Source organism: Kibdelosporangium banguiense (assembly GCF_017876405.1).
GTDB classification, from domain to species: domain Bacteria; phylum Actinomycetota; class Actinomycetes; order Mycobacteriales; family Pseudonocardiaceae; genus Kibdelosporangium; species Kibdelosporangium banguiense.
Genome location: NZ_JAGINW010000001.1, coordinates 11967294 through 11989516 on the forward strand (window position 1 = coordinate 11967294; position 22223 = coordinate 11989516).

General features: G+C 67.0%; 19 protein-coding genes. 9 read left to right on the top strand and 10 right to left on the bottom strand.

The window, feature by feature from the left end:
* The first annotated feature begins 267 nt into the window (after positions 1–267).
* From JOF56_RS53600 to JOF56_RS53610, 3 genes are read left to right on the top strand one after another with little or no spacing between them, the layout of a single operon-like run.
* Positions 268–1350, top strand: a complete 1083-nt coding sequence (locus JOF56_RS53600) for a TetR/AcrR family transcriptional regulator (protein WP_209647112.1) — start codon at positions 268–270, stop codon at positions 1348–1350.
* Positions 1347–1964, top strand: coding sequence for a transcriptional regulator (locus JOF56_RS53605; protein WP_209647113.1), 618 nt, complete (start codon positions 1347–1349; stop codon positions 1962–1964). The genes JOF56_RS53600 and JOF56_RS53605 overlap by 4 nt, the downstream gene beginning before the upstream one ends.
* A complete protein-coding gene (locus tag JOF56_RS53610) occupies positions 1961–3460 on the top strand; it encodes a pyruvate, phosphate dikinase (RefSeq protein WP_209647114.1) in 1500 nt (499 codons plus the stop codon). The genes JOF56_RS53605 and JOF56_RS53610 overlap by 4 nt, the downstream gene beginning before the upstream one ends.
* A 3-nt stretch (positions 3461–3463) precedes the next feature.
* Here JOF56_RS53610 and JOF56_RS53615 read toward each other — a convergent pair whose 3' ends face one another.
* From JOF56_RS53615 to JOF56_RS53635, 5 genes are all read right to left on the bottom strand, one after another.
* Positions 3464–4051 carry a histidine phosphatase family protein gene (locus JOF56_RS53615; protein ID WP_209647115.1) on the bottom strand — a complete coding sequence of 196 codons (588 nt, stop codon included), beginning with the start codon at positions 4049–4051 and terminating at the stop codon, positions 3464–3466.
* 89 nt (positions 4052–4140) lie between these two features.
* The gene (locus JOF56_RS53620) at positions 4141–4581 is read right to left on the bottom strand and encodes a DoxX family protein (RefSeq protein ID WP_307855693.1); all 441 of its coding nucleotides are present in this window, start codon (positions 4579–4581) and stop codon (positions 4141–4143) included.
* A gap of 53 nt (positions 4582–4634) precedes the next feature.
* On the bottom strand, positions 4635–5246 hold the full coding sequence (locus tag JOF56_RS53625; protein ID WP_209647116.1) for an RNA polymerase sigma factor: 612 nt from the start codon (positions 5244–5246) through the stop codon (positions 4635–4637).
* A gap of 128 nt (positions 5247–5374) precedes the next feature.
* Positions 5375–7819: a M48 family metallopeptidase gene (locus JOF56_RS53630; RefSeq protein ID WP_209647117.1), complete on the bottom strand. Its 2445-nt coding sequence runs from the start codon at positions 7817–7819 to the stop codon at positions 5375–5377.
* Between the two features lie 30 nt (positions 7820–7849).
* Positions 7850–8527, bottom strand: a complete 678-nt coding sequence (locus JOF56_RS53635) for a DUF4328 domain-containing protein (protein ID WP_245378792.1) — start codon at positions 8525–8527, stop codon at positions 7850–7852.
* 121 nt (positions 8528–8648) lie between these two features.
* On the opposite strand from JOF56_RS53635, the gene JOF56_RS53640 reads away from it, so the two are divergent.
* The 5 genes from JOF56_RS53640 to JOF56_RS53660 all read left to right on the top strand — a co-directional run bounded on the left by JOF56_RS53640 (position 8649) and on the right by JOF56_RS53660 (position 13261).
* Positions 8649–9569, top strand: coding sequence for a phosphotransferase (locus tag JOF56_RS53640; protein ID WP_307855694.1), 921 nt, complete (start codon positions 8649–8651; stop codon positions 9567–9569).
* A gap of 261 nt (positions 9570–9830) precedes the next feature.
* Entirely contained in the window at positions 9831–10802 is a 972-nt protein-coding gene (locus JOF56_RS53645) for a hypothetical protein (RefSeq protein ID WP_209647120.1), read from the top strand.
* A gap of 32 nt (positions 10803–10834) precedes the next feature.
* Positions 10835–11245, top strand: a complete 411-nt coding sequence (locus tag JOF56_RS53650; protein ID WP_209647121.1) for a hypothetical protein — start codon at positions 10835–10837, stop codon at positions 11243–11245.
* Positions 11246–11307: 62 nt separating this feature from the next.
* Positions 11308–11625 carry a DUF3817 domain-containing protein gene (locus JOF56_RS53655; protein WP_209647122.1) on the top strand — a complete coding sequence of 106 codons (318 nt, stop codon included), beginning with the start codon at positions 11308–11310 and terminating at the stop codon, positions 11623–11625.
* 160 nt (positions 11626–11785) lie between these two features.
* On the top strand, positions 11786–13261 hold the full coding sequence (locus JOF56_RS53660; protein WP_209647123.1) for a serine/threonine-protein kinase: 1476 nt from the start codon (positions 11786–11788) through the stop codon (positions 13259–13261).
* On the opposite strand, the gene JOF56_RS53665 is transcribed toward JOF56_RS53660, so the two are convergent.
* Genes JOF56_RS53665 through JOF56_RS53680 form a run of 4 tightly spaced genes read right to left on the bottom strand, consistent with a single transcriptional unit; the run spans position 13258 to position 19644 of the window.
* Positions 13258–15312 (bottom strand): transglutaminase TgpA family protein, encoded by a 2055-nt coding sequence (locus JOF56_RS53665; RefSeq protein ID WP_209647124.1) that lies wholly within the window; start codon positions 15310–15312, stop codon positions 13258–13260. The two genes, JOF56_RS53660 and JOF56_RS53665, sit on opposite strands and share 4 nt — an antisense overlap.
* Positions 15309–16472 (bottom strand): DUF58 domain-containing protein, encoded by a 1164-nt coding sequence (locus JOF56_RS53670; protein WP_307855695.1) that lies wholly within the window; start codon positions 16470–16472, stop codon positions 15309–15311. Before JOF56_RS53670 ends, JOF56_RS53665 begins: the two co-directional genes overlap by 4 nt.
* Entirely contained in the window at positions 16469–17443 is a 975-nt protein-coding gene (locus tag JOF56_RS53675) for an AAA family ATPase (protein ID WP_209649041.1), read from the bottom strand. The genes JOF56_RS53670 and JOF56_RS53675 overlap by 4 nt, the downstream gene beginning before the upstream one ends.
* A gap of 5 nt (positions 17444–17448) precedes the next feature.
* A complete protein-coding gene (locus JOF56_RS53680) occupies positions 17449–19644 on the bottom strand; it encodes a fibronectin type III domain-containing protein (protein WP_209647125.1) in 2196 nt (731 codons plus the stop codon).
* A 243-nt stretch (positions 19645–19887) separates the two neighbouring features.
* Between JOF56_RS53680 and JOF56_RS53685 the strand changes: the two genes are divergently transcribed.
* Positions 19888–21087: a sensor histidine kinase gene (locus JOF56_RS53685; protein WP_209647126.1), complete on the top strand. Its 1200-nt coding sequence runs from the start codon at positions 19888–19890 to the stop codon at positions 21085–21087.
* 22 nt (positions 21088–21109) lie between these two features.
* Here JOF56_RS53685 and JOF56_RS53690 read toward each other — a convergent pair whose 3' ends face one another.
* Positions 21110–22195 (bottom strand): hypothetical protein, encoded by a 1086-nt coding sequence (locus JOF56_RS53690; RefSeq protein ID WP_209647127.1) that lies wholly within the window; start codon positions 22193–22195, stop codon positions 21110–21112.
* Positions 22196–22223: the final 28 nt, after the last annotated feature.

Below are 22223 nucleotides of genomic sequence, written 5' to 3' on the forward strand. Positions count from 1 at the left end.
GACGTCACTGGGCCTGCCCTTTGGTCCTGACGTGGCCGCCTCAGGGGTTCCCGCGTCATCAAATCGAGCCGTCCCAGCCACCGACACCGAACCAAAACCAGAACAGAGCCCAGCCACCGACACCGAACCAAAACCAGAACAGAGCCCAGCCACCAGCACCAAAGCAGAAGCAAAGCCGGGCGCCCAACCAAACCTGAACAGAGATGTTCACGACATCCGGATTTTGATAGTATCCTGATGTCGAAGGTCTTGGGAAGGAGTGCTGCGATGGTTCGGCTGACGCGAGCACAGCAGCAGGTGCGCACCCGCGCAAAGGTGCTGGCCGCGGCGAAGGAAGAGTTCACCGAGCACGGCTACGCCCCGGCGAAGGTCGACCGGATCGCCGAGCGGGCGGAGCTGACCCGAGGCGCGGTGTACTCGAACTTCCCGAGCAAACGCGCGCTCTACCTCGCAGTCCTGATCGACATGGTCGAGAACATCGACAAGCCCCGAACACCGCCGTTGCCGCCGGCCGATGCGCTGGGAGTATTCGCCCGGACCTGGCTCGAGCGCCTGCCCATGGTCAACGACACAGCTCCAGGCGGACGCCTGCAACTGCGCTCGCTGGTCGGCGTCTTCGATGACAACCACGGACGGGCGGTACTGGCAGAGGTCGCCCAACTGGAAGCGCTACTGCTCGCCACCGCGTTGGAGTCGTGCGAACCGGCGAGTAAGGGGCCAGCGCGGCGAGTACGACTGGCCGCGCTGGTACTGACACTGCTGGACGGTTCAGGCCACCTAGCCGAAACCGCACCGGGTGCAGGCGACCCCTTTGACGTAGTGCTCGCGTGTCAGCATCTGACGACGATCGACCTGGCCGACACCTGGGCACCACCGCACCTCCCCTACGCCGCCCCGGCGCAACCGTGCCAGGACACGTGGAATCCGCCCGCGGAACTCACCGACCAGATCAGCGGGGCCCAGGTCGACCTCAACACCGACGGCCTGATCGCGGTACTGGGAGCCGGTCGCCTCAGTGCCGCCGAGGAAGCCATCCGTTCCACGCGACCCGGCGAACAGGTAACGGTAGTAGTTGTCACGAACGACCCTGCCGAAACCGGCCGCTTGGTACGCCTCAGAATCACCGACCTCACGGGATGTCTGCGGCGCGTATTCACGTTGCCGCCCTTGCATTTGGTGCTCGACGACAACGCCGCAGTCGCTTCAGCGCTCGGAGTCCCGGATCCCGATGACGATACCGAAGCCGCAGTACGCATCCAGAACGGCGCGATCGTCGCCCGCGCCCACGGACGAGGCGCCGCCTACGCGGCAGCCTCGACCAGCGCAAAGCCAAGGAAGGCCAAATCATGACCCCTCCCGCGACCGGCACCGATCTCTTGGTGCTCCACACTCTCCGCTGCATCGGTTTCGCCGGTCTCCCCCGGATCGCCGCCGCGGCGGGCCTGCGTGAGTCCGATGTGGAGTCCGAGCTGATCGACCTGGCGGTCGCCGGTCTTGTCACACACATGGCCGGTGAGTTCGGCGGGTGGGGAATGACGGATGCCGGCAAGGCCGCGGATGCCGAGCGGATCACCGCCGAGCTGGAGTCAGCCGGCGCCCGCTCCGCCATAACAGCGGTGTTCGACAGCTTTCTTGTGCTCAACCCGGAACTGCTCGACCTCTGCGCCGCGTGGCAGCTACGATCCATCGACGGTGTCATGACCGCCAACGACCACAACGATCCGTCCTATGACGCCCGCGTTCTCGATCGGTTCACTGAGTTCCACCAGCGCGCCGCTGTCGTCTGCGCCGAGTTGTCCGCCGCCTTGCCCCGGTTCGACCGGTATCGCGCCCGGCTCGCCGAAGCCCTCGCCCGCGCCACATCGGGAGATCGGGCGTACGTGACCGACAACACCGCGTCCTATCACTGCGTATGGGCCGAGCTTCACGAAGATCTCCTTGCCACACTGGGAATCCCCCGATGAAATGGATTCGGCCGATCTCCGCCCTGCTGGAGGAGACCGCGGAGATGGTGGGCAGCAAGGCACACGGCCTCGTGGTCCTGCACCGTCTCGGATTGCCCGTGCCCGCCGGGTTCGTTGTCACCACGGAGGCATGTCGCGCGTTCCTGCGTGATGGGCGCCTTCCTGGCGGACTCGACGACGAACTCGCGACAGCCATCGCCGACCTCGAAGCCGCCACCGGACGCCACTTCGGAGGAGCACAGGTGCCGCTGGCGGTGTCTGTCCGCTCCGGGGCCAGCGTGTCGATGCCCGGCATGATGAACACGATCCTCAACCTCGGCCTCACAAGCGAAGCCACAGCCGGGTTGGCGGCCGAGACGGGTGACGCGCGGTTCGCACTGGACTCGCGGCAGCGGTTCCTGTCCAGCTTCGCCTCCGCGATCACAAGTGATCGGCCGATTCCCGACGACGCTGCCCAGCAGTTGGAGCTGGCGGTGGAGACCGTGTTCTCGTCGTGGGACACGCCGCGCGCACGAACCTACCGGGAACTGCATGACATTCCGCACCACCTCGGCACAGCCGTGATCGTGCAGACGATGGTGTTCGGAAACCGCGACGACCGCAGCGGCACCGGCGTCGCGTTCAGCCGCGATCCCAACACCGGTGCGAACGTCCCGTTCGGTGAAGTCCTGTTTGGACATCAGGGTGAAGAGGTCGTCTCCGGCAGATCACTGACCCGGCCACTGCACGAACTCGCGGACCGGGAACCGGCAGTATGGGCGGGCCTACTCGATGCGTTGAGCCGAACCGAGGGGCACTACCGCGACGCGTGCTATGTCGAGTTCACCTTCCAGGCAGGCGAATTGTGGATATTGCAGGTGCGGCCTGGCCGTTTCGTCGGCGGTGCCGCTGTCCGCGTGGCCACCGACCTCGCTGACGAGCGCGTGATCGGACGTCACGAAGCACTGCTCAGGGTCTCACCGCAGCATCTCCGGCACGTCCGCACACACCGGATAGCGGAGAAGACCGACATCCTCGCCCGAGGGCTTGGCGCATGTCCCGGTGTCGCGGTCGGCAGGGTCGCGACCACGTCCGAAAAAGCCGTGCATATGGCCACGGACGGCCCGGTCATCCTGGTGCGTCCGGAGACCTCCCCGCACGACATGCGCGGTCTGGCCGCTGCGACAGGAATCGTCACCGCCCGCGGCGGCCCAGCCAGTCACGCCGCCGTTGTCGCACGAGCGATGGGAAAGCCTGCCGTCGTGGGGATCACCGGCCTCGCCATCGACGCCGCCTCGGTGAGCGCCGGTGGGCGCACCATCAGCGAAGGCACCCTTGTCACCATCGATGGGACCAGCGGTGAAGTCGTCCTCGGCACCCCTCGCATCGTCACGACCACAGCGGACGCCCACCTGCACCGGCTACTTGAGTGGGCCGACGACGTATCGGGAGACCACACCGAACGCGACGAAGCCGAACGCCTCAGCGCCGCCCATGCCGTGCTTCGTGATCAATAGCGCTCACGGCAGGGCGCCGGGCCCGAACCCCGTCCAGCGCAGCTCAGCCGGAAGATGGCTCATGTCGTTGTACAGCAACATTGTCGGCGCCAGGCCGTCGCGATACTCGATCGCCGTCAGCGCCGTGTTGCCACAGTCCAGCCCCAGCCACCGCACCGGTGGCGCGTCAAGGGCGTGCCGCACAAGCCAGGCCACCGGATAGGCATGGGTGATCAGGACTTCGTGGGTCTCGGTTTCGGCGGGCCGCGCGAACCTGTCGGTCAGTGAATCCGCGATGACCGCACCCTCAGCGGCTTGCGCCGCGTCGTACCCGTCGAAGAACCCCGCCCAGGCCGGAGGCATCTCATCCGGCACATACGGCACGTGGTCAAGCAGCTCAGCCGCCTCCCGCACGGCGACGCCCGGCAGGTACTCACCCACGATCTGGGCACACCGCACCGCCCGGGGCAGGGGCGAGTGCCACACGGCGTCGACCGGCAGACCTGCCAACCGCTCCCCCAGCAGTTCCGACTGACGCTGCCCGGCATCGGTCAACCGACCGAACGAATCCGCCGCACCGTGCCGCACCGCATACAAGTGTCGAGTCGCCATGGCGATCAGGATATTCACAACATCCAGATGTTCACAACATCTAAATCCTTGGCCCAGGTCAGTCGGCAATGACCGACCTGGGCCCAAGATCAGACAGAGACAGTCGCCTTCTTCGCCGACACGGCCCGGTCAAGCGAGAACGCGCCACCGTTGAACCCGACCGCCAGAGCAGCCACAGCCAGCACGAGCACGAGCTCATAACCGCCTTGCCCCAGCAGGCCGTTGTCCACGTGCACAAGGAAAAGCGCGCCCAGCATGTCCGCTGCGAGCAGGACGCCGGCCACAGGCAGGGCCAGCCCCACGACGAGCAGCACGCCGCCGCCGAGTTCCACGATCGCGGCGAACCAGGCCGAGAGGGTCGGCATGGGCACACCCATCTGACCGAAGGACTCCGCAGTGCCCGAGATTCCCCACTCGGAGAACTTCTGCCAGCCATGGGCGATGAACACGATGCCGACGCCCAGCCGGGCCACCAGTAAGGCCAAATCCCGCAGTCGCTGCACGTAACACTCCTCACTCACGATGGTCACCGTCAGTGCAAGTGTATGAAATTTCAACAACTCTGCAACCTGGGCACTCCATCTCAGAGCAACAGGATCACCGCGATCATGCCCACCAGCAGGCACCCGAAAACAGTCCCCCACCAGGCACGACGTCCTTGCCAAGCCGGCCGCGTCCAATTGTTGAGGGCCGACCAGCGCAACCGCATCCGTTGGGTGGCGCGATGCAGCGTCACCCTGGACGCACCTGCGGTGATGCTGCGGTATTCGGCGATCTCGTCGTGTGACCAGCCCTCGACCCGCGCGAGATACGTCACAACTGCCTCGGCTTCCGGCAGACGGGCCAGATCTCCCAGCACGGCCCGGAACTCCGCGGCCACGTCCGGACCGGCCGGCGCCGAAGCCGACGACCAGCGCCAACCCGCGCTCTCGGTCAGTTCGGTCGTCGGCACCGACCGGCGCCGGATCTCCCGCACCCGGTGGGTGATCACCGCGTACAGCCAGGGCACCGGTTCCTCGATCTCCGCCCATCGGGTCAGCGCTTTGAGGTACGCGTCCTGCACGATTCCTTCCGCGTCCGCCTCGGCGTCCGACAGGTTGTGCGACCTGATGGTGCGGCGGGCGTAGGCCACCAGGCGATCCACGTTGCGTTCGTAGGCCTCGTGGATCGCCTGCTCGTGCCAAGGCGCGGTCATCGCCGCTTGCTTTCCGGCAGTTCACGGGTGACGCGCTGCTCGACCAGCCGGAGTACGGCCTGTGCCAGCATGATCGCGATGACTCCCAGTACGGTTTCCATCTCGTCCTCCCTCGTCGTGGATACCAACTAGGAGTGCGACGGCGCACTGTTTGTTACAAGGACGATCCAAAGAATCACCAGCACCGCGATCGACAGTGCCAACGCCGTAAGTCCGAGGGTCGGCCGGACCCCCATCCTGCGGGCCTCGACGATCGCCCACACCGCCATCCCGATGCCCAGCACGCCCGTGATCGAGGTGAACAGAGCGATCGCCCCGGCCACGCTCACCCGATCCGGCACCCCGAACAGGGAACGCCGCACCGACCGGGCGAATGCCTCGCCGACCCCGAACAGCACGGCGGAGATCATCAGCAACACGAGACCCGCCACGCCGTCTCTCACCATGAGACCAGCGCCCATACACGCGGCCAGTAGAGCGGTGACCTTGAACCCGTTGCCGCGTATCCGAAGCCAGCGCCCGCGCCACCGCAACACGCCAAGCACCAACAGGCCCACACCGAACGCGGCGAACCCGGCGACGGGTTCCGGCCTGAAGGCATAGGTCAGGCCGACCACACCGGCCGCGATGATCACCAAGCCGGACAACGAGAAACCTAAGCCACGCCAACGAGTCTGGTTGGGGCGCATCGCCGCGTCGATGACGAACCACAGCAGCCCGGTGATCGCACAGGCCAGCGCGGGCACTATGGCGCCAGGACTGGTTCCTGTGGCCGCCGCAGCGGCAAACGGCACCGCAGCGAGAATGAGCACCAGGCTGATGAGCCGTCTGGCGTACGACTCCGTCGCTGCGATCGTGGTGGACAACTTGGCGGATTTCGGCGTCGCCAACGGCAGTCCCCGCCGTGGCGCCCTGTCCTGGACACCCTCCAGCGCTGCGGCGACGCCCGCCAAGATCCCATGTGGACTGCGAGGACCGAGCGTCAATGCCTCGGTGACACCGACTTCGCGCAGCACCAAGCGCGTACCGTCACGCAGTTCGATGTCCATCCGTAGCTTCCGTCCGGCGGCGACGCGGGCAGCAGCGAAGTCCTCATACCAAAGGCGCCACGCGTTTTCCGGCAGGACTCCGGATGCCTGGATCTGCTCGACGGTTTGAGCGACAGTCGGATCGATGTAGGTGGTCGGCAACAACGCCAGTCCGTGCTCCAGCAATATCAGCACGAACGGCCTGCCGTTCACATCGACAGCGGTCATCGCGCCTAACAAAGCGAACGTTTGCTGCGGCGGAGCAATGAGCACGGTTGACGTCAGGGCTCCACGAGCCTCGCGCACGTCCCCGGCGACAGCCGCTTTGGCCAGTTGCAGCGAGTCGCCGTCCGCGGTCAATTCCAGCGCGGCAGCCAAGTGGGAAACAAGGGCGACCTGCGCCAGTCGCGGCCTTGGATCTGCCCGCAGGATTTCCTTTGCCAACTCGGGCGCCCGGCCGTTCTCCAGGAGGTCGAGCACACCTGCGGTGTCTCCCTTACCGCCGATCCGTTGCGCGGCACGGAAAAGGCGACCCGTCGTCTGCAGGTCGCGGTCTCGGCGTGTCTCCGCCAGATACTGCTTCACCGGTAGCCGGTCCCTGCCGGCCGCGGGGAACAAGAGTTCGTCGACAGCTTGGGTCAGGTCGGTCCAGCCCGCGAGTGCGACCGGATCGCCGACGCGGTCCTCGACGGCGCCGATCGCGGCGATCCGGTGTGCCATCGGCGGATGCGTGTCACCAGGAACCTGTCTGGCCGACGGCACTGCCCGGATTTCGGCTCCTTCCGGTGACCGGTAGAACTCGCGGAAGCCTCCGCAGACATCGCCGGGCACAATCCGGTCCGGGGCGCCCAACTTCGTCAGGTAGTTCTCCCACACCGCACCGCATCGGGTGATCTCCAGGAGCGCACTCGCTGTCGTGGCGGCATCCGTGACGGTGACGGCGACACGGTCCGCCGCCATTTCCTGGTCCCGCAACACCTTCGACGCCACCCGCCAGTACAGGGCGAGATGCCCGCGCAGCACCGGCCGCAGCGGCGACGGACCCAACCCCGCAACAATGCGTGTCATCAGTTCGTAGCCCTGGTACACCGCTGAGGCGAACGGGACGTGCCCACTGCTGTGGTGTCCCATTTCGTGCGCGAGTACCGACCGCATCTGGTCGACATCCAGCACTGCCGGCAACGGCAAGCCGACATCGAGGTACCGCAGGGCCCCGATCCGGAACACCCAGGCGTTGGGTTCCGCGATCAGCCGTAACCGGTCAGGCGGCGGCGTTCCCGTCCGGGCCGCCACCTCCTTCACCAATGCCCAGAGCTGCGGATCCGAGACCTCCACCGCCGTAGGGACGCGGCGCGCCCGCGACAGCGACAGGGTCGCGACAACGAGTACCACCAACACAGTCATGCCCGGCATGACCAGGACACGCGCCAGGTCCGGGGAGCCGGTCGTCAGAGACCACAGCGCCAGCACCACACTCGCGGCGGCGAGCAACACCGCGACAAGGGGAAACAACACCAGCAGAACCAGCGCGGCCAGTGCCCGCATGTGCCCTCCCTTGGCAGGGAACGCGCCAGGTCAACGTCCGATATCGGGGTCCCGGGCCTCGTTCTGCCACACGGTGATCTGGTTGATGATCAGATAGATCAGCACGCCGGCGGCGCACGACAGCACTGTGCCCGCGACGCTGAGGCTCAGGTAGGTGCCGAGGTCGTCGATGTCCGGTTCCCGGTAGAACCGCAAGACGAGGCCGATCACCGTGGCGCCCAGGTAGGCCGCCCACCAGATGCCGAGGATCGGTGCGGTCCTGGTCAGCCGCACCGGCGGGCTCGCCCGCCAGATGTCCGACATCATCCGGTACGGGAACCAGAAGTTGACAACCGGCAGCATCCAGCCGAAGACCACCCAGCCCTGGGTCAGACGCTGCGAGGCCGCACCACCGAAGAACTTGGCATTGTTGTAGGCCCGCCACATCCACATGAGAAACGCTATGCCTGCCACCAGGTCCACGGTCACCAACGGCCAGTTCAACGCGGTGACGAAGTCAGTCGACGCAACCAGTTCGGGCCAGCTGACCGTCCCCGCCAGATAACGCTCGTAACCGTCCACCACGCGCCAGGTGACAACCAGGTCGACAACGTCGCCCACCATCGCCAGCGCGATCCCGACCATGGCGATCGTGGCCCTCGCCCGAACAGGCTGCCATGGCTCCGACCCGAAGAGGCTCGATCCGAGCTCGCGGTGCTCCGAAGACAACTTTGCCCACCCCCTGTTGAGAGCGGGAATTCTTCCGCTGTGCCCCCGGAGTGGCAACCCTGGGGACGCGGAATACTCCGTGTGCACGACAGATCAACGCGCGCATGGCACTCTCGTAACTGTGTCATCGGATGATTTGCCGGACTGGCTGCCGGGCTGGTGTTCCGGCCAGTTGGGGGACGAGCCGGTCGGTGTGCTGTTCGAGCGGCGGTCGATATCGGCGGTGTTCGGGTTGCGGCTGGCTGGTGGGCGGGATGTCGTGGTGAAGGCGCGGGAGGATGACGGCCGGGCCGTGGCGTGTGTTGCCGCGCAGGTTCAGTTGGCGGAGCGGGGGTTTCCGTGTGCGCGGCCGATCACGCCTGTGGTTGTCGTTGGCGCGCTGGCCGTGCACGCTGAGGAGTCCCTGGCTGGTGGTGAAATGCTGCGCGGCGACTCGCCTGACATTGCTGTGCGCTACGCGCAGGTCTTCGCCCGGTTGATGGCCGAGCTGGTCGACGTGACTGTTGCGCCGCCGCTGCCGAATCCACGCTGGGCTCGTTGGGACCACACGGATTCCGGGCTGTGGCCGAAGCTCGATTTCCTGGATGAGCGGGACCAGAGTGCCGTGCCCGTCTACGTCATCGAGACGGCCGAGCGGGCCCGCAAACGGTTGCTGGCCGCCGAGCTGCCGTGCGTGCTGGGCCACGCCGACTTCGAAGCGCAGAATTTGCGTTGGCACAACGGAGAAGTGTGGGCGGTGCACGACTGGGACAGCCTGGCGTGGCAACCGGAGGCGGCGTTGGCGGGTGCGGCGTGCGGGATGTTCGCCAACTCCGCGCAGCCGACCCTGGCCCCGATCGAGAGCTCCGCCGCTTTCCTGGCGGCCTACCAGGATCTCCGGGGGCACCGGTTCACTGTGCAGGAGCAGGAAGTCGCGTGGGCGGCCAGCCTGTGGCCTGCGGTCCACAACTCCCGCTGGGAGGCCCTGCACGGCGATCGCCCGGTGGCCTGTGATGCTGTGCGCGCGCAGGCGGCCGAACGCCTCCGCCGGGCGAACGCGTAGCCGCACACCGAGTTTCGAACTGCCAAGTGGTCTTCATCCGTTCGATACAAAGATCGGGCCGCGAAACCCGCATTCGTGCGGCATCATCGTCGCCCGCCGTCAATACCGGGATCAATCGAGTGAGCACCCGATAAACTCCCTGGTTCACCGAAGAATGTCGGTGTATACCTGAGGACAGGGAGGTCACCGGGATCGCCATACGGCGAATTTCCATTGCCCCCTGCGCGAAGCCTTTTGTGTCAAGGACGGCGAGGTGGGAATATGCTTGAAATCGAACTCGACATCTTCTCCGGGATGCCCAATCCGACCTGGACGCTGTCCGGTTCGCAGGAAGACGAATTGATCCAGCGGGTCGTGGCCGACCCGGCCCAACTGTCGCCGGTGGCCACCGAGGACGAACAGTTCAGCCTCGGATATCGCGGCATGCTCGTCCGGCTGGCCAAGCCGGACGACAGTGCGTGGAGCAGGGCCCGGTTCGCCGCGGGCCGCTCGCTGCCGCTCGCGTTCCGGGTGGGCAGCAAACCGGCCACTGAGGCGTCCATCGCCGAATGGCTGCTGGGGACCTCGGAGTCCCAGGACACCACCGTTGACGACGAGCTACGTTCCGTCGCCGCGCAGGGCGTCAGCCTCGTGCAGTCGTCGTGGACGGCGGTGGACCCGACTGAGGTCCGCGACAGTGCGCCCGCCCGCGGCGAGGACACGACCGAGGATCCCCATGGGCCGACCGGGCCCGACGAGACCGGAATCCAAGGATCCACCTGGTGGGCCTGCGGCTCCAACTATTTCAACGCCAACGCGAGCACCTTCAACGATCCGGCGTATATCGGCAGGAACAACTGTTACTGCTTCGCGAGCAACCACATCGCCAATTCGCGGTACGCCCTTCCCGGGCGGCGCAGCGGTAATCCCGCGACATCCATCACCTGCGGCGGAGTGAGCGCCGGACTGTACTCCGACGGCTGGAAGGACGGGTGCCAGACCAATGGGCTGACCATCGTCCTGGTGATCTGGCCGAACCGCGACTATCACTTCTACCGCCTGGTGACCGGCGGGCCGAACTGGTGGTGGGGCCACAAGCCGGGTGCCACTCCGGCGAAATACACCGACGACTGCGGCAACAGCATTTACCAGTACAACGGCCAGGGGTACGCTCCCAACAACTGCTGCAGGGGCAACTACACCGACTTCTGCGGCTATTTCTACCAGAACAACAGCACGGCACTCGTAGCGTAGGAGTCACCATCAACGCACGGCCCGGAAAACAGGTGCTTCTGCTTCTGGCGTTGTTGCTGTCCGCGTGCGGGCAGACCACCGGGCCCAACTCGGGGAGCGCGGTGACGCAGGCACGGGTCGAGCTCGACATCTTCTCCGGCAGGCCGAATCCGGAATGGCGGTTGCCGGAAACGGATACGGCCCAGTTCAAAGAGAAACTGGCGGCGTTGCCGGTGGCGACGCCGGGCCAGTTGGCCAACCCGCTCGGCTACCGGGGTTTCATCGTCCACCTGGGCGAAACAACGGTGACGGTGCAGAACGGGCTGGTCCGCACCACCCGGGCGGGCGAGATGACATACCACAAGGATCCTTACCGCGTCATGGAACAGTGGTTGCTCAACACCGGCAGACCGTTCCTCGACGAGGAGATCTTCAACGTCGTCAAACGGGAACTGCCCGCCTGAGCCGCGTCGCATGACGTACCCCGGACGGCCGGTGACCGCGATCACGTCACAGAATGAGGTGCATGCTTTCCACTCCAATCGGACGTTTCCGGCTTCTGGCCCTCGCCGAGGCAGTGTCGTGGGCAGGCCTGCTGATCGGCATGTTCTTCAAGTACGTGGTGGTGCGCAACGAGATCGGCGTGCAGATCTTCGGTCCGATCCACGGCGCGATCTTCGTCGGCTACGTGGTCGTCACCCTGGCGTTGCGCAACCGGCAACGCTGGGACAACCGCATCACGTTCTTCGCCCTGCTCGCGAGTATCCCGCCCTTCGGCACCGTTGTCTTCGAACGCTGGGCCAGCAGGCAGGGCAAGCTCGACCTCCAAACGACCACGGCCTGACCAGCCGCGCGATACCATTGCCTCCAACGGCGCGAGTGCATCAGGCCGGCGCCATGGGTATCGACGGGCGTGCTGTTTGACCGGGCAAGATGGGGAGCCGAACGACGCCGAGTCAAGCGCGTGGGCACCGAAACCCGCGCAGACCGCTCCGATCGGCGACATGCGACTGCCCGGGTACAGCGATTTCCAGGCGCTGGCCGAGGGCGGCGAGGGAACGGTCTACCGCGCCAGGCAGGACGGGCTGGACCGGTTCGTGGCGGTCAAGGTCATCAACGTCGACGATCCGTCGCGGGTCGCGAGGTTCCGGCGGGAGCTGGAGATCACGGTCCGGCTGGGCCGTCAGCATCCGCACATCGTCACCGTGCTGGACACCGGTACTGCGCCGGATGGACGCCCATGCATTGTCATGGAGTACTACGACCTCGGTTCGCTCCACAACAGGTTGCGTGAGTACGGTCCGTTGCCGGTCGGCGAAGTGATCGCCGTGGGTGTCGCGGTGGCGGACGCACTCGCGTTCGCGCACGGACAAGGCTTCCTGCACCGGGATGTCAAACCGCAGAACATTCTCATTCTGCCGACGTCCTATGTCCTCGCGGATTTCGGGATCGCCAGGATGGCCGACGCCGGGCACACGACATCGCTTCAGATGGTCAGCTATCGGCACGCGGCGCCGCAGATGGTCGACGGCCAGACGCCTGCCGCGGTGGATGACCTGTGGTCGCTCGGATCGACGCTGTTCACGCTGCTGGAAGGGGTTGCGCCGTTCGCGTCGGACAACCCGGACGAGGACACGATGCTGTCCTATCTCGGCAGGCTCCGGTCGTCCGAGCCGCGACCGTTGCGCCGTCAGGACGTTCCGCTGGAGCTCCGCGAGGTGATCTCCCGGTGCCTGCGCAAGGAACGCGGCGAACGGTATCCCGACGCCATGGCACTCCGGGCGGCGCTCACCGCGATCAAGACCGAAACGCAAGGCTGGACGCCTTCGTTGCCCCAAGGCCCATCCGAGATCTCCGACATCACCGTCCAGTTACCGGACCAGCCCACAGTCGCCCCGACCGACATTCCCCAGCCGGAGTGGTTCAGCCTCGACCCGCCGAAACCGGTGGACCCCGAGCCGCTGACCATGCCCACTGTGTACCAGCCGGTCCAGCCGGAAGCACCACAGCTGCCGAAGCGCAAACGCGGCCGTACGGTGGTTTTCACCGCCCTGGCCTTGCTTGCCGGTGGTGCGATCGGCGTTGCCGCGGTGTTCCTCAACAACCGGGATCCCGGCACAGCGACACCACCACCCGCGACGACAACCGTGCCTGTTCCGTCCACTGTGACTAGTGCACCGTCACCGTCTTTGGTCAACGACCCGGCATTCGCACCCAAGATCACTGCCTTGGAGGACAACGGGACCACGATCAAGCTGCAGTGGTCAGATCCGTCCGGGGGCAAGGCGCAGTTCGTCGTACTCGACGTGACCGGGCCGAAACCGCAGCCGCTGCGGACCATCGCCGCCGGTACCCGGACGTTCACTGTGGACGGACTGGACCGCGGCACGAAGCAGTACTGTTACCAGGTGCTCGCCATCGGGCTCAACGATCCGGCCAACGAACGCGGCGTGTCAGAACGTTCTTGCACCGACCGTTAACGCCGCCACAGCGGACGCGGATCCAATGCCCAGAACAGCTTGCGGTACCAAGGAACTTCCCGGCGCACGCCACTACGCACCTTGACCGCCAGCCGCCAGGCATCCGCGCCTCCAAGCGGTGGCCCAGGAGCGAACGCGGCCCGGTCAGCGAGCTCCGCGAGCCGCACCGCATCCGGCTCGGCCAGCCCGCGAGCGACATCCGGTGCGGTGACATGACGCGCCGGACTACGGCCGGCCAGCAGCAAAGCGTCGAGGACGTAAACCCACGCCCCGGTCGCTCCGGCTCGACGCAACCGGGATCGCCGACCTGCTCGCATCATTCCGAGCACAAGCACCATGACCACAGGAACAAGGCCAAGCAGCAGGAGGTACGAACGCTCGTTCTTCGGAGCGACGGGAGCCGCAGCTGTGGGTTGCCGTGGCGATGGAACGGCACCTGGGACAGCCGAAGGCGGAGGCGCCGGAGGCATTGCCGCGAGCCGGTTGAGGACGTCCCGGCGAGCCGCCGAACTCGGACCGGCCGCGTCGCCCGCCATCGGGTCGAACGCCACCCATCCCCACTTGTCGAAGTACACCTCCGGCCACGCGGTGGCATCGCTCCCCCGCACCACCGCCGTACCGTCCGGGCCTGCCTGCACCGGCCGGAAGCCCACCACGACCCGAGACGGCAACCCAGCCGCACGGGCAAGCACCGCGAACGCCGACGCGAACTGCTCGGCGGTGCCCGCGTTCGCGCCGACGCTGCCTGTGCCGAACAGGAACGATTCCAGCCTGGTGTACGAAGACCCGGCCGGTGCGTCCGCCGACGGACGCCGGTCTGCCCGGACCACTTCCTCGATCGCGATCGCCCGTTCGAACGGCGTGCGCGAGTTGGCGACCGTCCTGCGGGCGTACTCGGCGAGCGCGGAGGGCAATCCTGGCAGGGAAAGGTAACGGCGAGCCGCTGGGCCGGAGGGAACGGTCGCGGCGCGCAGACTTTCGTCGTCCGGGGTGTCCAAAGTGGATGTCAACCGGTAGCGCATGCCCTCGGCCAGGCCCGCGGGCAGCACCATCGAGCCGGAATCCGGGTCGACCACGGCGGCTTCGGCGTTGGTCGCCGACGGGCGGCCCGCGGTCGGCATCCACGAGCCGGTCAGCTTCTCGACTGTGATCTCGATGTCAGAGCTCGAGGTCTGCCCGCCGTCCGGCAGATCTGGCGGGGCGACCGCGCCGATCGGGCCGTAGAGCGACGCGGCCCGCCATGACGCCCCGTTGTAGTCGGACAACGTGACCAGCCGCAATGGCACTTCCGGGCCGCGCACGCGGAAAAGCTCGGCGCCGCTCGCCGCCGCCCAGGACGTCAGTTTGGGCAGCGGGCTGGCCACACTCAGTTCGGTGACCGGCGGCTTGACCAGCCGACGCGGATCGAAGGCGTTGGCAGCAGGCAGAATCGTGGCAATCGTGGTGAGCCCGGCCAGGACGACGAGCAGCATGGCAGGCAGCACCAGATAGCGCCGCCCTGTCCTGGGCCGGTCGATGATCAGCCAGCCGAGCCCGGTCAGGGCCACCAGAACCACGGCCACGAGCCCGGTCCGGTCCGCCTGCCCCGCCGTGAGCAGCGCCGCGGCCGTGTAAAGGACAGCGGCGCCACCTGCGGGAGCCAGCAGTGCACGTCCGCGCAATGACATGGCAGCGACCAGCGACACGACGATCACCAGTAACACGCCTGGGATCAGCAACATCGCAGTCGCTGGTGCAGGGCGAGCCATGGAAAGCAGCCGTGGCACAGTGCCGGTCAACGTGTCCAGCACGCTGAGCTTCTCGGTAGGATCGGTCGGCGACACAACGCTACCCGCGGCGAAGTACGCACCGGCGACTGCGAGTGACAGTACAATGAGGACTGTGTACCCAGCCCCGAAACCCAGCTTCCTGCCAGTGAACACCAGGCCGTAAGTGATCACGATCGCGGCCAGGAACACAGCGACCGCAACGATGCCCGCCCACCCGCGCGCGAGCTGCACCGCACCGATGGCCAGGATCGCGACAGACCAGCCGACGCGTAGCGCGCTCACCGGGCCACCACCGTGTCCCACGCCTGGATGAGTTCTTCGACCCTGGGCGCACGAAGAACAAGCGCAGAGCCCATCGCGGACATGTCCTGCACGTTCGGATCCACAACCAGCACAACGCCAACAGAAGCGCGCCCGGCATCGAGAAGCAACGGCGCCAGGTCCGCGTTCGCACCGCACACCACGGCGACGACATCAAGGTCGCGAGCGGGCAGCTGGCTGGGCGCGTTCGCCGATTCATCAACAGGTTGCAAGTCGGCGAGCACGGCCATGACCATGTCGGCGTCCGCGCCTCCGGCTTCGATCACCCCGGCGGGGACTTCGAGGTCGGCCGCGCCCGAGGTGGCCATCAGGCGAACCGGGTGCCCGGCCACCATTCCGGCGCTGAGCAGGGAAGCTGCCAGCTCCACCGCGTCCTCGAAACCCTGCGGCTCAGAGTGACCGCCCGGCCGGTCGTCCAGGATCACGGCCAGGTGCGGGCGTCCCGGATCGGCATCCTCACGGACCATCAGCGCTCCGGCCCGCGCGCTTGTGGCCCAGTGCAACCTGCGCAGGTCGTCACCGGGTACGTATTCCCGTAGCCCTACCAGGTCCGTGCCGCCGTGCTCGACGCGTTCGTCCGCGCCGATATGCCCGCGACGTACACCTGCGGGCACACCGCGAACTGGAAGCACTCGCGGGACCACACGTACCTCGATAGTGTCGTCGAGCACCGTCCGGGAATCGGCCATGCCCAGAAAACCCTTGCGCCGCAAGGTTAGCGACCCTACCGGGAATACTCCCCGGCGTTCGGTCGGGATCCGGTAGTCGACGCTGGTCCGCTCCCCCGGCCCCAGCGGCGGCACGTCGACCACGACCGGCTCGTCAGCGATCCGGTCGGTCGCGTCCAGATGCACCGGGAACCGCCGGCTCACACTCGCCAGCTCCAGCGTGCCGGTGCACACGCTGCGGCGGTGCACGGTACGCGGATGCACGTCCCGCTGGGCCTCGACCGGCACAGACCGGAGCACCGAGACGAACCCGGCCACAGCCAGCCCCGTCAGCGCCGCCCCGAACCCGGTCAAGCCGGGATAGCGCCACCAGATTCCCAGTCCTGTCAACAGGATCCCGAGCACGAGCGTCCCGGCGCCACGCAGGGTGAGCCGGACTTTGCCGGACTTCACGGGCCCGGCCGCGGAACCGGAACGCTCTGCACGGCGGCGCTGAGCACTTCCTCACTGGTGGCACCGGCGAGTAAAGCCTCCCTGGTGAGCACCAGCCGGTGGGCGAGCACCGGCCCGGTCAGCCGCTGGACATCGCTGGGCACAACAAAATGCCTGCCCTGCGCGGCGGCGTAGACCTGCACACACCGGACGAGCGCACGCAGCCCACGGGTGCTCGCGCCCAGCCTCAGCCGGTCGGACGCTCTCGTCGCCGCACCGATTTCGCTGATATAGGTCAGGATCGGCTCTGCGACATGCAGGTTGGCGAGTAAATGACTGTACTGCGCCACCATTTGCGGGCTCGTCACCGCCGGCACCTGGACGATTCGCCCAGCGGGGCTGCCCGGCCGTAGCACGTTCAGCTCGTGCTGCCGCTCGGGATATCCGATGGACGTGCGGAGCATGAACCGGTCCAGCTGAGCCTCCGGCAGCCGATACGTGCCGTCGAGGTCGATCGGGTTCTGTGTGGCCACAACAAGAAACGGCTCGCCGACCGGGTGCCCCACACCGTCGACCGTGACGGTGCGCTCCTCCATCACTTCCAGCAGGGCGGACTGGGTCTTGGCCGCTGCACGGTTGATCTCGTCGGCCAGCACTACGTTGGCGAACACCGGTCCGGGCCGGAACCGGACCTCGCCGCTGCGCGGGTCGTACACCGACGTGCCGGTGACGTCCGACGGAAGCAGATCCGGGGTGAACTGCACGCGCCGCGACTGGCCGCCGAGCGCGTTCGCGACCGCCCGTGCCAGCGTCGTCTTCCCGGTTCCGGGCACGTCCTCCAGCAGGACGTGCCCGCCCGCGAACATCGCCACGAGCACCAGGTCGATCACGTCCCGCTTGCCGAGCAACGCGGTTTCCACGGCGTCGGCCACCTGTGAGTGCAGCAGCCGGAACGCGGCGATCTCGTGTTCCCCGACCGGCGCGCTGGTCATCGCCGTCACTTGGTCCTGCTTTCCTTGTCGCGGCGCCGATCGCGCAGAGCCAGCACACCGGCCGCGACCAGCAGGCCGATCCCGGCGTCACCCGCTCCGAACCCGGTCTGGGCGGATGCCTCCGACCGGAAACACTGCACCTTCCCGCAAGTCGGTTCCCGCACGGTCACCACCTTGGGCGCGGAATCCACCGACCGGCTGCCGTCGCTGGCGTACGCCCGGACGACGAACCGGTTGTTGCCGGTGTCGACGTCGACGTTGACCGTGGTCGCGGAGCAAGCGATCGGGTACCGGTACGCGTAGGTCATGTTCACGACCTCGCACGTCCCGTTGTGGCCGGCCCAGTCCGCCGGTGGGCTCAACGTCAACCGCCTGCTCAACACACTGACCCTCGCGACGGTGGTGATCACAGTCGCGCCTGCCGTTGGCATCGACGGAGGAGGCGGTGGTGGTGGTGGAGGGGGAGGCGGCGGTGGTGGAGGTGGTGGAGGAGGGGGTGGTGGCGGAGGAGGGGGTGGTGGCGGAGGAGGCGGTGGAGGTGGTGTCTCCGACGGCGGGGGCGGAGGGGGAGGCGGAGGGTTGTTTCCCTGCTGCGGAGGCGGAACGTTCAGCGAACCGGTGCCCGCAGGCCCGGTTCCCACGCTGTTGGTCGCCGTGACCGAGACGTCAAGCCGTCCGCCCGCACACAGAGTGCCGCTGCTGCAAGGCACAGTGAGTTGCGTAGAGACGGCCGTCGTCTGCGCGTTCCGGCTGCCGCCGGGGAAGTTCGCCACGACCGCGTAACCGGTGATCTGGTCGCCGTTGTCCATCGCCGGACCCCAGCTGACTGTCACCGTCACCTCGCTCGCGCTCCGGTTCTGCAGCACGACCGAGACACCGGTCGGTGCCGAGGGTGTCTTGTCCGACAGCGCCGGACCGGACGGAGGTGGTGGCGGCGGTGGTTCTGATGGAGTGGAGGGCGAACTCGGTTGTCCAGGCGGCGTTCCCGGCGGTGTGCCTGGGCCACGTCCCGGCTGCCGCCCAGGGTCTTCGCGCGGCGGGCGAGGTGGCGGCGGCGCCGGGACTTCCGGCGGCGCGGGTGGCCGATCCGGGTTCACCACAGGCAGATCCGGGTCGCGCACGGTGATCTGGCTGGTGTTGCCTTCGGAGTCGACAAGCACGCCCTGCTCACCGCCTGGCGCGTTGATGAGCAGCTGGCCGTCGTCGACGACGATCTCGGGGTCACCGTTTCCGGGAGTACGCACGTCGGGACCCGCCCGGCCGCCGGAACGGTCGAGCAGGATGACACGGCTTTCGCCCAGGCAAGGGACGTACACCTTGTCCCGGAAGACAACCGGGCGACCGGGCCGGGCACAGCCCAACGCGCCGACATCCACCTGGAAGACCGAATCACCGGCCACGATGACCACGATCGACTCGCCTGGCACCGAAGCCGGGACGAGCCCGGCCGGGCTGGTCTGCGCGCCAAGGGCTTCGCCTGGCAGCTGCAGCATGGAGGCGTTGACGTCCCGTCCGGTACCCGTCTGGACGATCACGCCACTGCCGAGGTCCAGCAACGTAACGCCGTTCTGGTGCGGCACAAGGACTGTCCGTGGGCCGGCACCGACGATCTGGCGCGCCGAGCGTTCGACGAACCGGGACTCCGCGTCCGACCACTCGAGCGCGTGCAGGACACCGTCCTGGTCCACCGCCCAGAGCACGGCTTTCTCGTCGACAACCGCGTCTGCCAGCGGTTTTCCGGCCCGCCACGGCTCACCGACGTCCACGAGCGACACCGGCTCGGCGTTGTGCACTGTCCCGGCCGCTCGGTCGACGACGTAGACCCGGCCTTCGGAGATCAGCACTTTGCTTGTGCCGGGCACAGTCTGGCGGCGACCGCCGGCCAGCAGGGTGGCGAGATCGATGCTGGTGATCTGGCCGGTCCGCCGGTCGAGCACGACCAGCAGGCCGTCCTTCTGGGTGATCTCAAGCTGCGCGTCGCCGCCGCTGACCTGTAATCGGGTCTCCGGACGGCCGGAACTCGGATTGATCTGGACCACTTCACCGCGCGGGTTGTCCGGCAGCCACGTCAGGCCGTCGGTCACGTCCACTGCGGTCCTGGCCAGGCCGTTTCCCAGCGCGGCACCGGCCAGCAGCACCACTCCCAACGACGCGGCACCGAAACTCGCCGACCCGCGCCTGCCGAAAACCCGTCGTATCACTTGGGCAAGCTCAAGTCGCACTGTGCTGAGCCCCTCTCCCGACCTGCGCGGCATCCTACTGAAAATTCCGAACCGATCGTCGGAAACGACGGTTTCGATCGGATATCCCCTCGCGAGGTGTTCGAGGAGCACAGGCCTGCGGATTGCCGCCATCCGAGTGACCGGACCCGCCTGTCGATCACCGCGCTGATCGCGCCGCCCGAGGGTACCGTCGCGACCAGGACCTTCCGAGGGGAGTAATGCGTGAACGGGTGGCAGCGCAGGTTGGCCTCCGCAGCCACAGCGGTCCCCTACTTCGTCCTGTTTGTCGCAACCGGGCTCTATCTGGGCACGACGGACGACCCACAGCCGGCCAAACTGGTGAACCTGGGGATCGCCATGCTGGCAGGCCTGTGGATGCTGTGGTGGTTCACGCTGCACCCGGGCTGGCGGGAACGGCGCGGACTGATGGCCGTCTTCGTGGTCGGTGTGCTCGTCTTCTTCGCCGTACTCGGACTGCGGAACTCGATGTTCGGCTTCTTCTCCTACGCGGGCTACATCTACGCCATCGAGGTGCTACCGGGCCGATGGAAGTTCGTCGGTGTCTCAGTGACCGGTGTTCTCGCGGCCACTTCGTTGGTCGGCGGGTTCCCGTCCGCGAACATCGAGTCCATCGCGATCTATGTCGCCGTGGTGGTGTTCGTCGTGACACTCGCCTGCGCGATCACGTTCCTCAGCTACAACGCGGCCCAGCAGAGCCTCAAGCGCAAACAGATGGTGGACCAGCTCGCCGCTGCGATGGACGAGAACGCCAGCCTGCAAGCGCAGTTGCTGATCCAGGCACGCGAAGCGGGCGTACTGGACGAACGGCGACGAATGGCCCGCGAAATCCACGACACCCTGGCGCAGGGCTTCACCGCCATCATCACCCAGTTGCAGGCCGCTGAACAGTCAGAAGACTGGCGCACACACGTCGGGACAGCCGCCCGGCTGGCACGCGAGAACCTGACTGAGGCCCGGCGATCGGTACACGCGTTGCGCCCAGCGCAGTTGGAGAACGCGGCACTGCCAGAGGCGTTGGCCGAGGTGGTCAACGGGTGGGCGCGCACGGGAGATGTCCAGGTCGAGTTGACCACCACGGGCACGGCAAGGCCGATGCACCCCGAAGTCGAGGTGGCCCTGCTGCGCACCGCACAGGAGGCGTTGGCGAACGTGGCCAAGCACGCACGGGCTTCACGCGTGGGCCTCACGCTGTCCTATATGGAGGATCTGGTCACGTTGGACGTGCGCGACGACGGCGTCGGATTCGATCCCGAGGTGGTGAAGTCCGACGGATACGGCCTGATGACCATGCGGCAGCGAGTATCCCGGCTCGCGGGCGCACTGGCGGTCGAGTCCGAGCCAGGCGGCGGCACCGCCGTGTCCGCCAGCGTCCCCGCGATCCCGGCCGAGGTCGCCAGGTGAGGCCTTTCCAGAGCATGGCCTTCTAGAACATGGCCGGATTCTCCTCCTGCCGCAGCTGATCGAGATCGCGGGGAAACTCGATGAGGGCCTTGCGGCGGTTCAGTTCGGCCCAGTAGGTGGGCTCGTAGAAGACTTCCCAGTCGGTGACGGCGGCGGTGAGTTCGCTGCGCCGGCCGAGGAACAGGACGTGATCGGCGAGGTCGGCGACGGTCAGGCTGCCGAACCGCTGGCGGATCTCAGGTGGCAGATCACTCATGATGTCCGCCGCGGCAACCGTCCCATATGAAGTGCGGGCGGTGGCGGCGATACTGGGCCGGGCCCAGCCGTTCAGATGGTGTTCGACCTGAGCGATTTTGTCCCGGGCGACTATTGCGTGAGTATGTACGACGCTTACCGAGCCTGGATGTTTCTGTTCGATCAGGGCTGAAACGTTCTTGTGACTCGGTAGCGGAGTTCCGGGCGGGACTGTGCCCAGGAAAGGCAGGTTACGGAAGAAATGCAGGCCTCCGCCGATGGTGAGGCAACGCTGTTGTCTGGCAAGGACTTCGCGGGTGATCACCTCGGTCCAGCTGTCGTCGCGTTGGGACAGCAGGCGCCCGTGGTCGTCACGGTTGCGGATCTGGGTCCAGTCGATGGGCGGGTCGGCCAGCAGCACCCGCAGCGGGTTCGCCCGCCGCGTGTGCAGGTTGATCGTCCGGGCCAGGCTGAGCAGCCGGAAGATCACCGGGATGTCACCGGTGGCGAACGGGCTCTGGGTGGTGTCGCGCCAGATCTTCTGCAGGGTGGACTTGCGCACGATCCCGCCGTTGACGAAGTCGTCGGCGACGTTCTGGTGGCGGGAGTTGCCCAGTTCGATGACGATCGCGCCGACCTCGCGGAAGCCAGGATGGAACATCACCGCGGCCAGGAAGTCCCAGCAGTCCTGAAGGTGGTGCGCGCCTTCGTTCAACGCGACCACCGGCGTGGTGGCGAAAAGCCGCAGCAGCCCTTCCACCGCGTCGCAAGGCCTGCCCTGTGGCGCGCCGTCGGCTCGGGCCGTGCTGAGACCGGCGGTCGCGGCGACCGCCATCGCGCCGCTGAGCAGGGCACGTCGTGGCATCGATGTCATGCGCCACAGCGTCGCCGAGCCCAGGAGC

Coding starts and splice junctions, on each gene's coding strand:
- JOF56_RS53600 (WP_209647112.1), top strand. CDS start 268: ATGGTTCGGCTGACGCGAGCACAGCAGCAGGTGCGCACCCGCGCAAAG.
- JOF56_RS53605 (WP_209647113.1), top strand. CDS start 1,347: ATGACCCCTCCCGCGACCGGCACCGATCTCTTGGTGCTCCACACTCTC.
- JOF56_RS53610 (WP_209647114.1), top strand. CDS start 1,961: ATGAAATGGATTCGGCCGATCTCCGCCCTGCTGGAGGAGACCGCGGAG.
- JOF56_RS53615 (WP_209647115.1), bottom strand. CDS start 4,051: ATGGCGACTCGACACTTGTATGCGGTGCGGCACGGTGCGGCGGATTCG.
- JOF56_RS53625 (WP_209647116.1), bottom strand. CDS start 5,246: ATGACCGCGCCTTGGCACGAGCAGGCGATCCACGAGGCCTACGAACGC.
- JOF56_RS53630 (WP_209647117.1), bottom strand. CDS start 7,819: ATGCGGGCACTGGCCGCGCTGGTTCTGCTGGTGTTGTTTCCCCTTGTC.
- JOF56_RS53645 (WP_209647120.1), top strand. CDS start 9,831: ATGCTTGAAATCGAACTCGACATCTTCTCCGGGATGCCCAATCCGACC.
- JOF56_RS53655 (WP_209647122.1), top strand. CDS start 11,308: ATGCTTTCCACTCCAATCGGACGTTTCCGGCTTCTGGCCCTCGCCGAG.
- JOF56_RS53660 (WP_209647123.1), top strand. CDS start 11,786: ATGCGACTGCCCGGGTACAGCGATTTCCAGGCGCTGGCCGAGGGCGGC.
- JOF56_RS53675 (WP_209649041.1), bottom strand. CDS start 17,443: ATGACCAGCGCGCCGGTCGGGGAACACGAGATCGCCGCGTTCCGGCTG.
- JOF56_RS53690 (WP_209647127.1), bottom strand. CDS start 22,195: ATGACATCGATGCCACGACGTGCCCTGCTCAGCGGCGCGATGGCGGTC.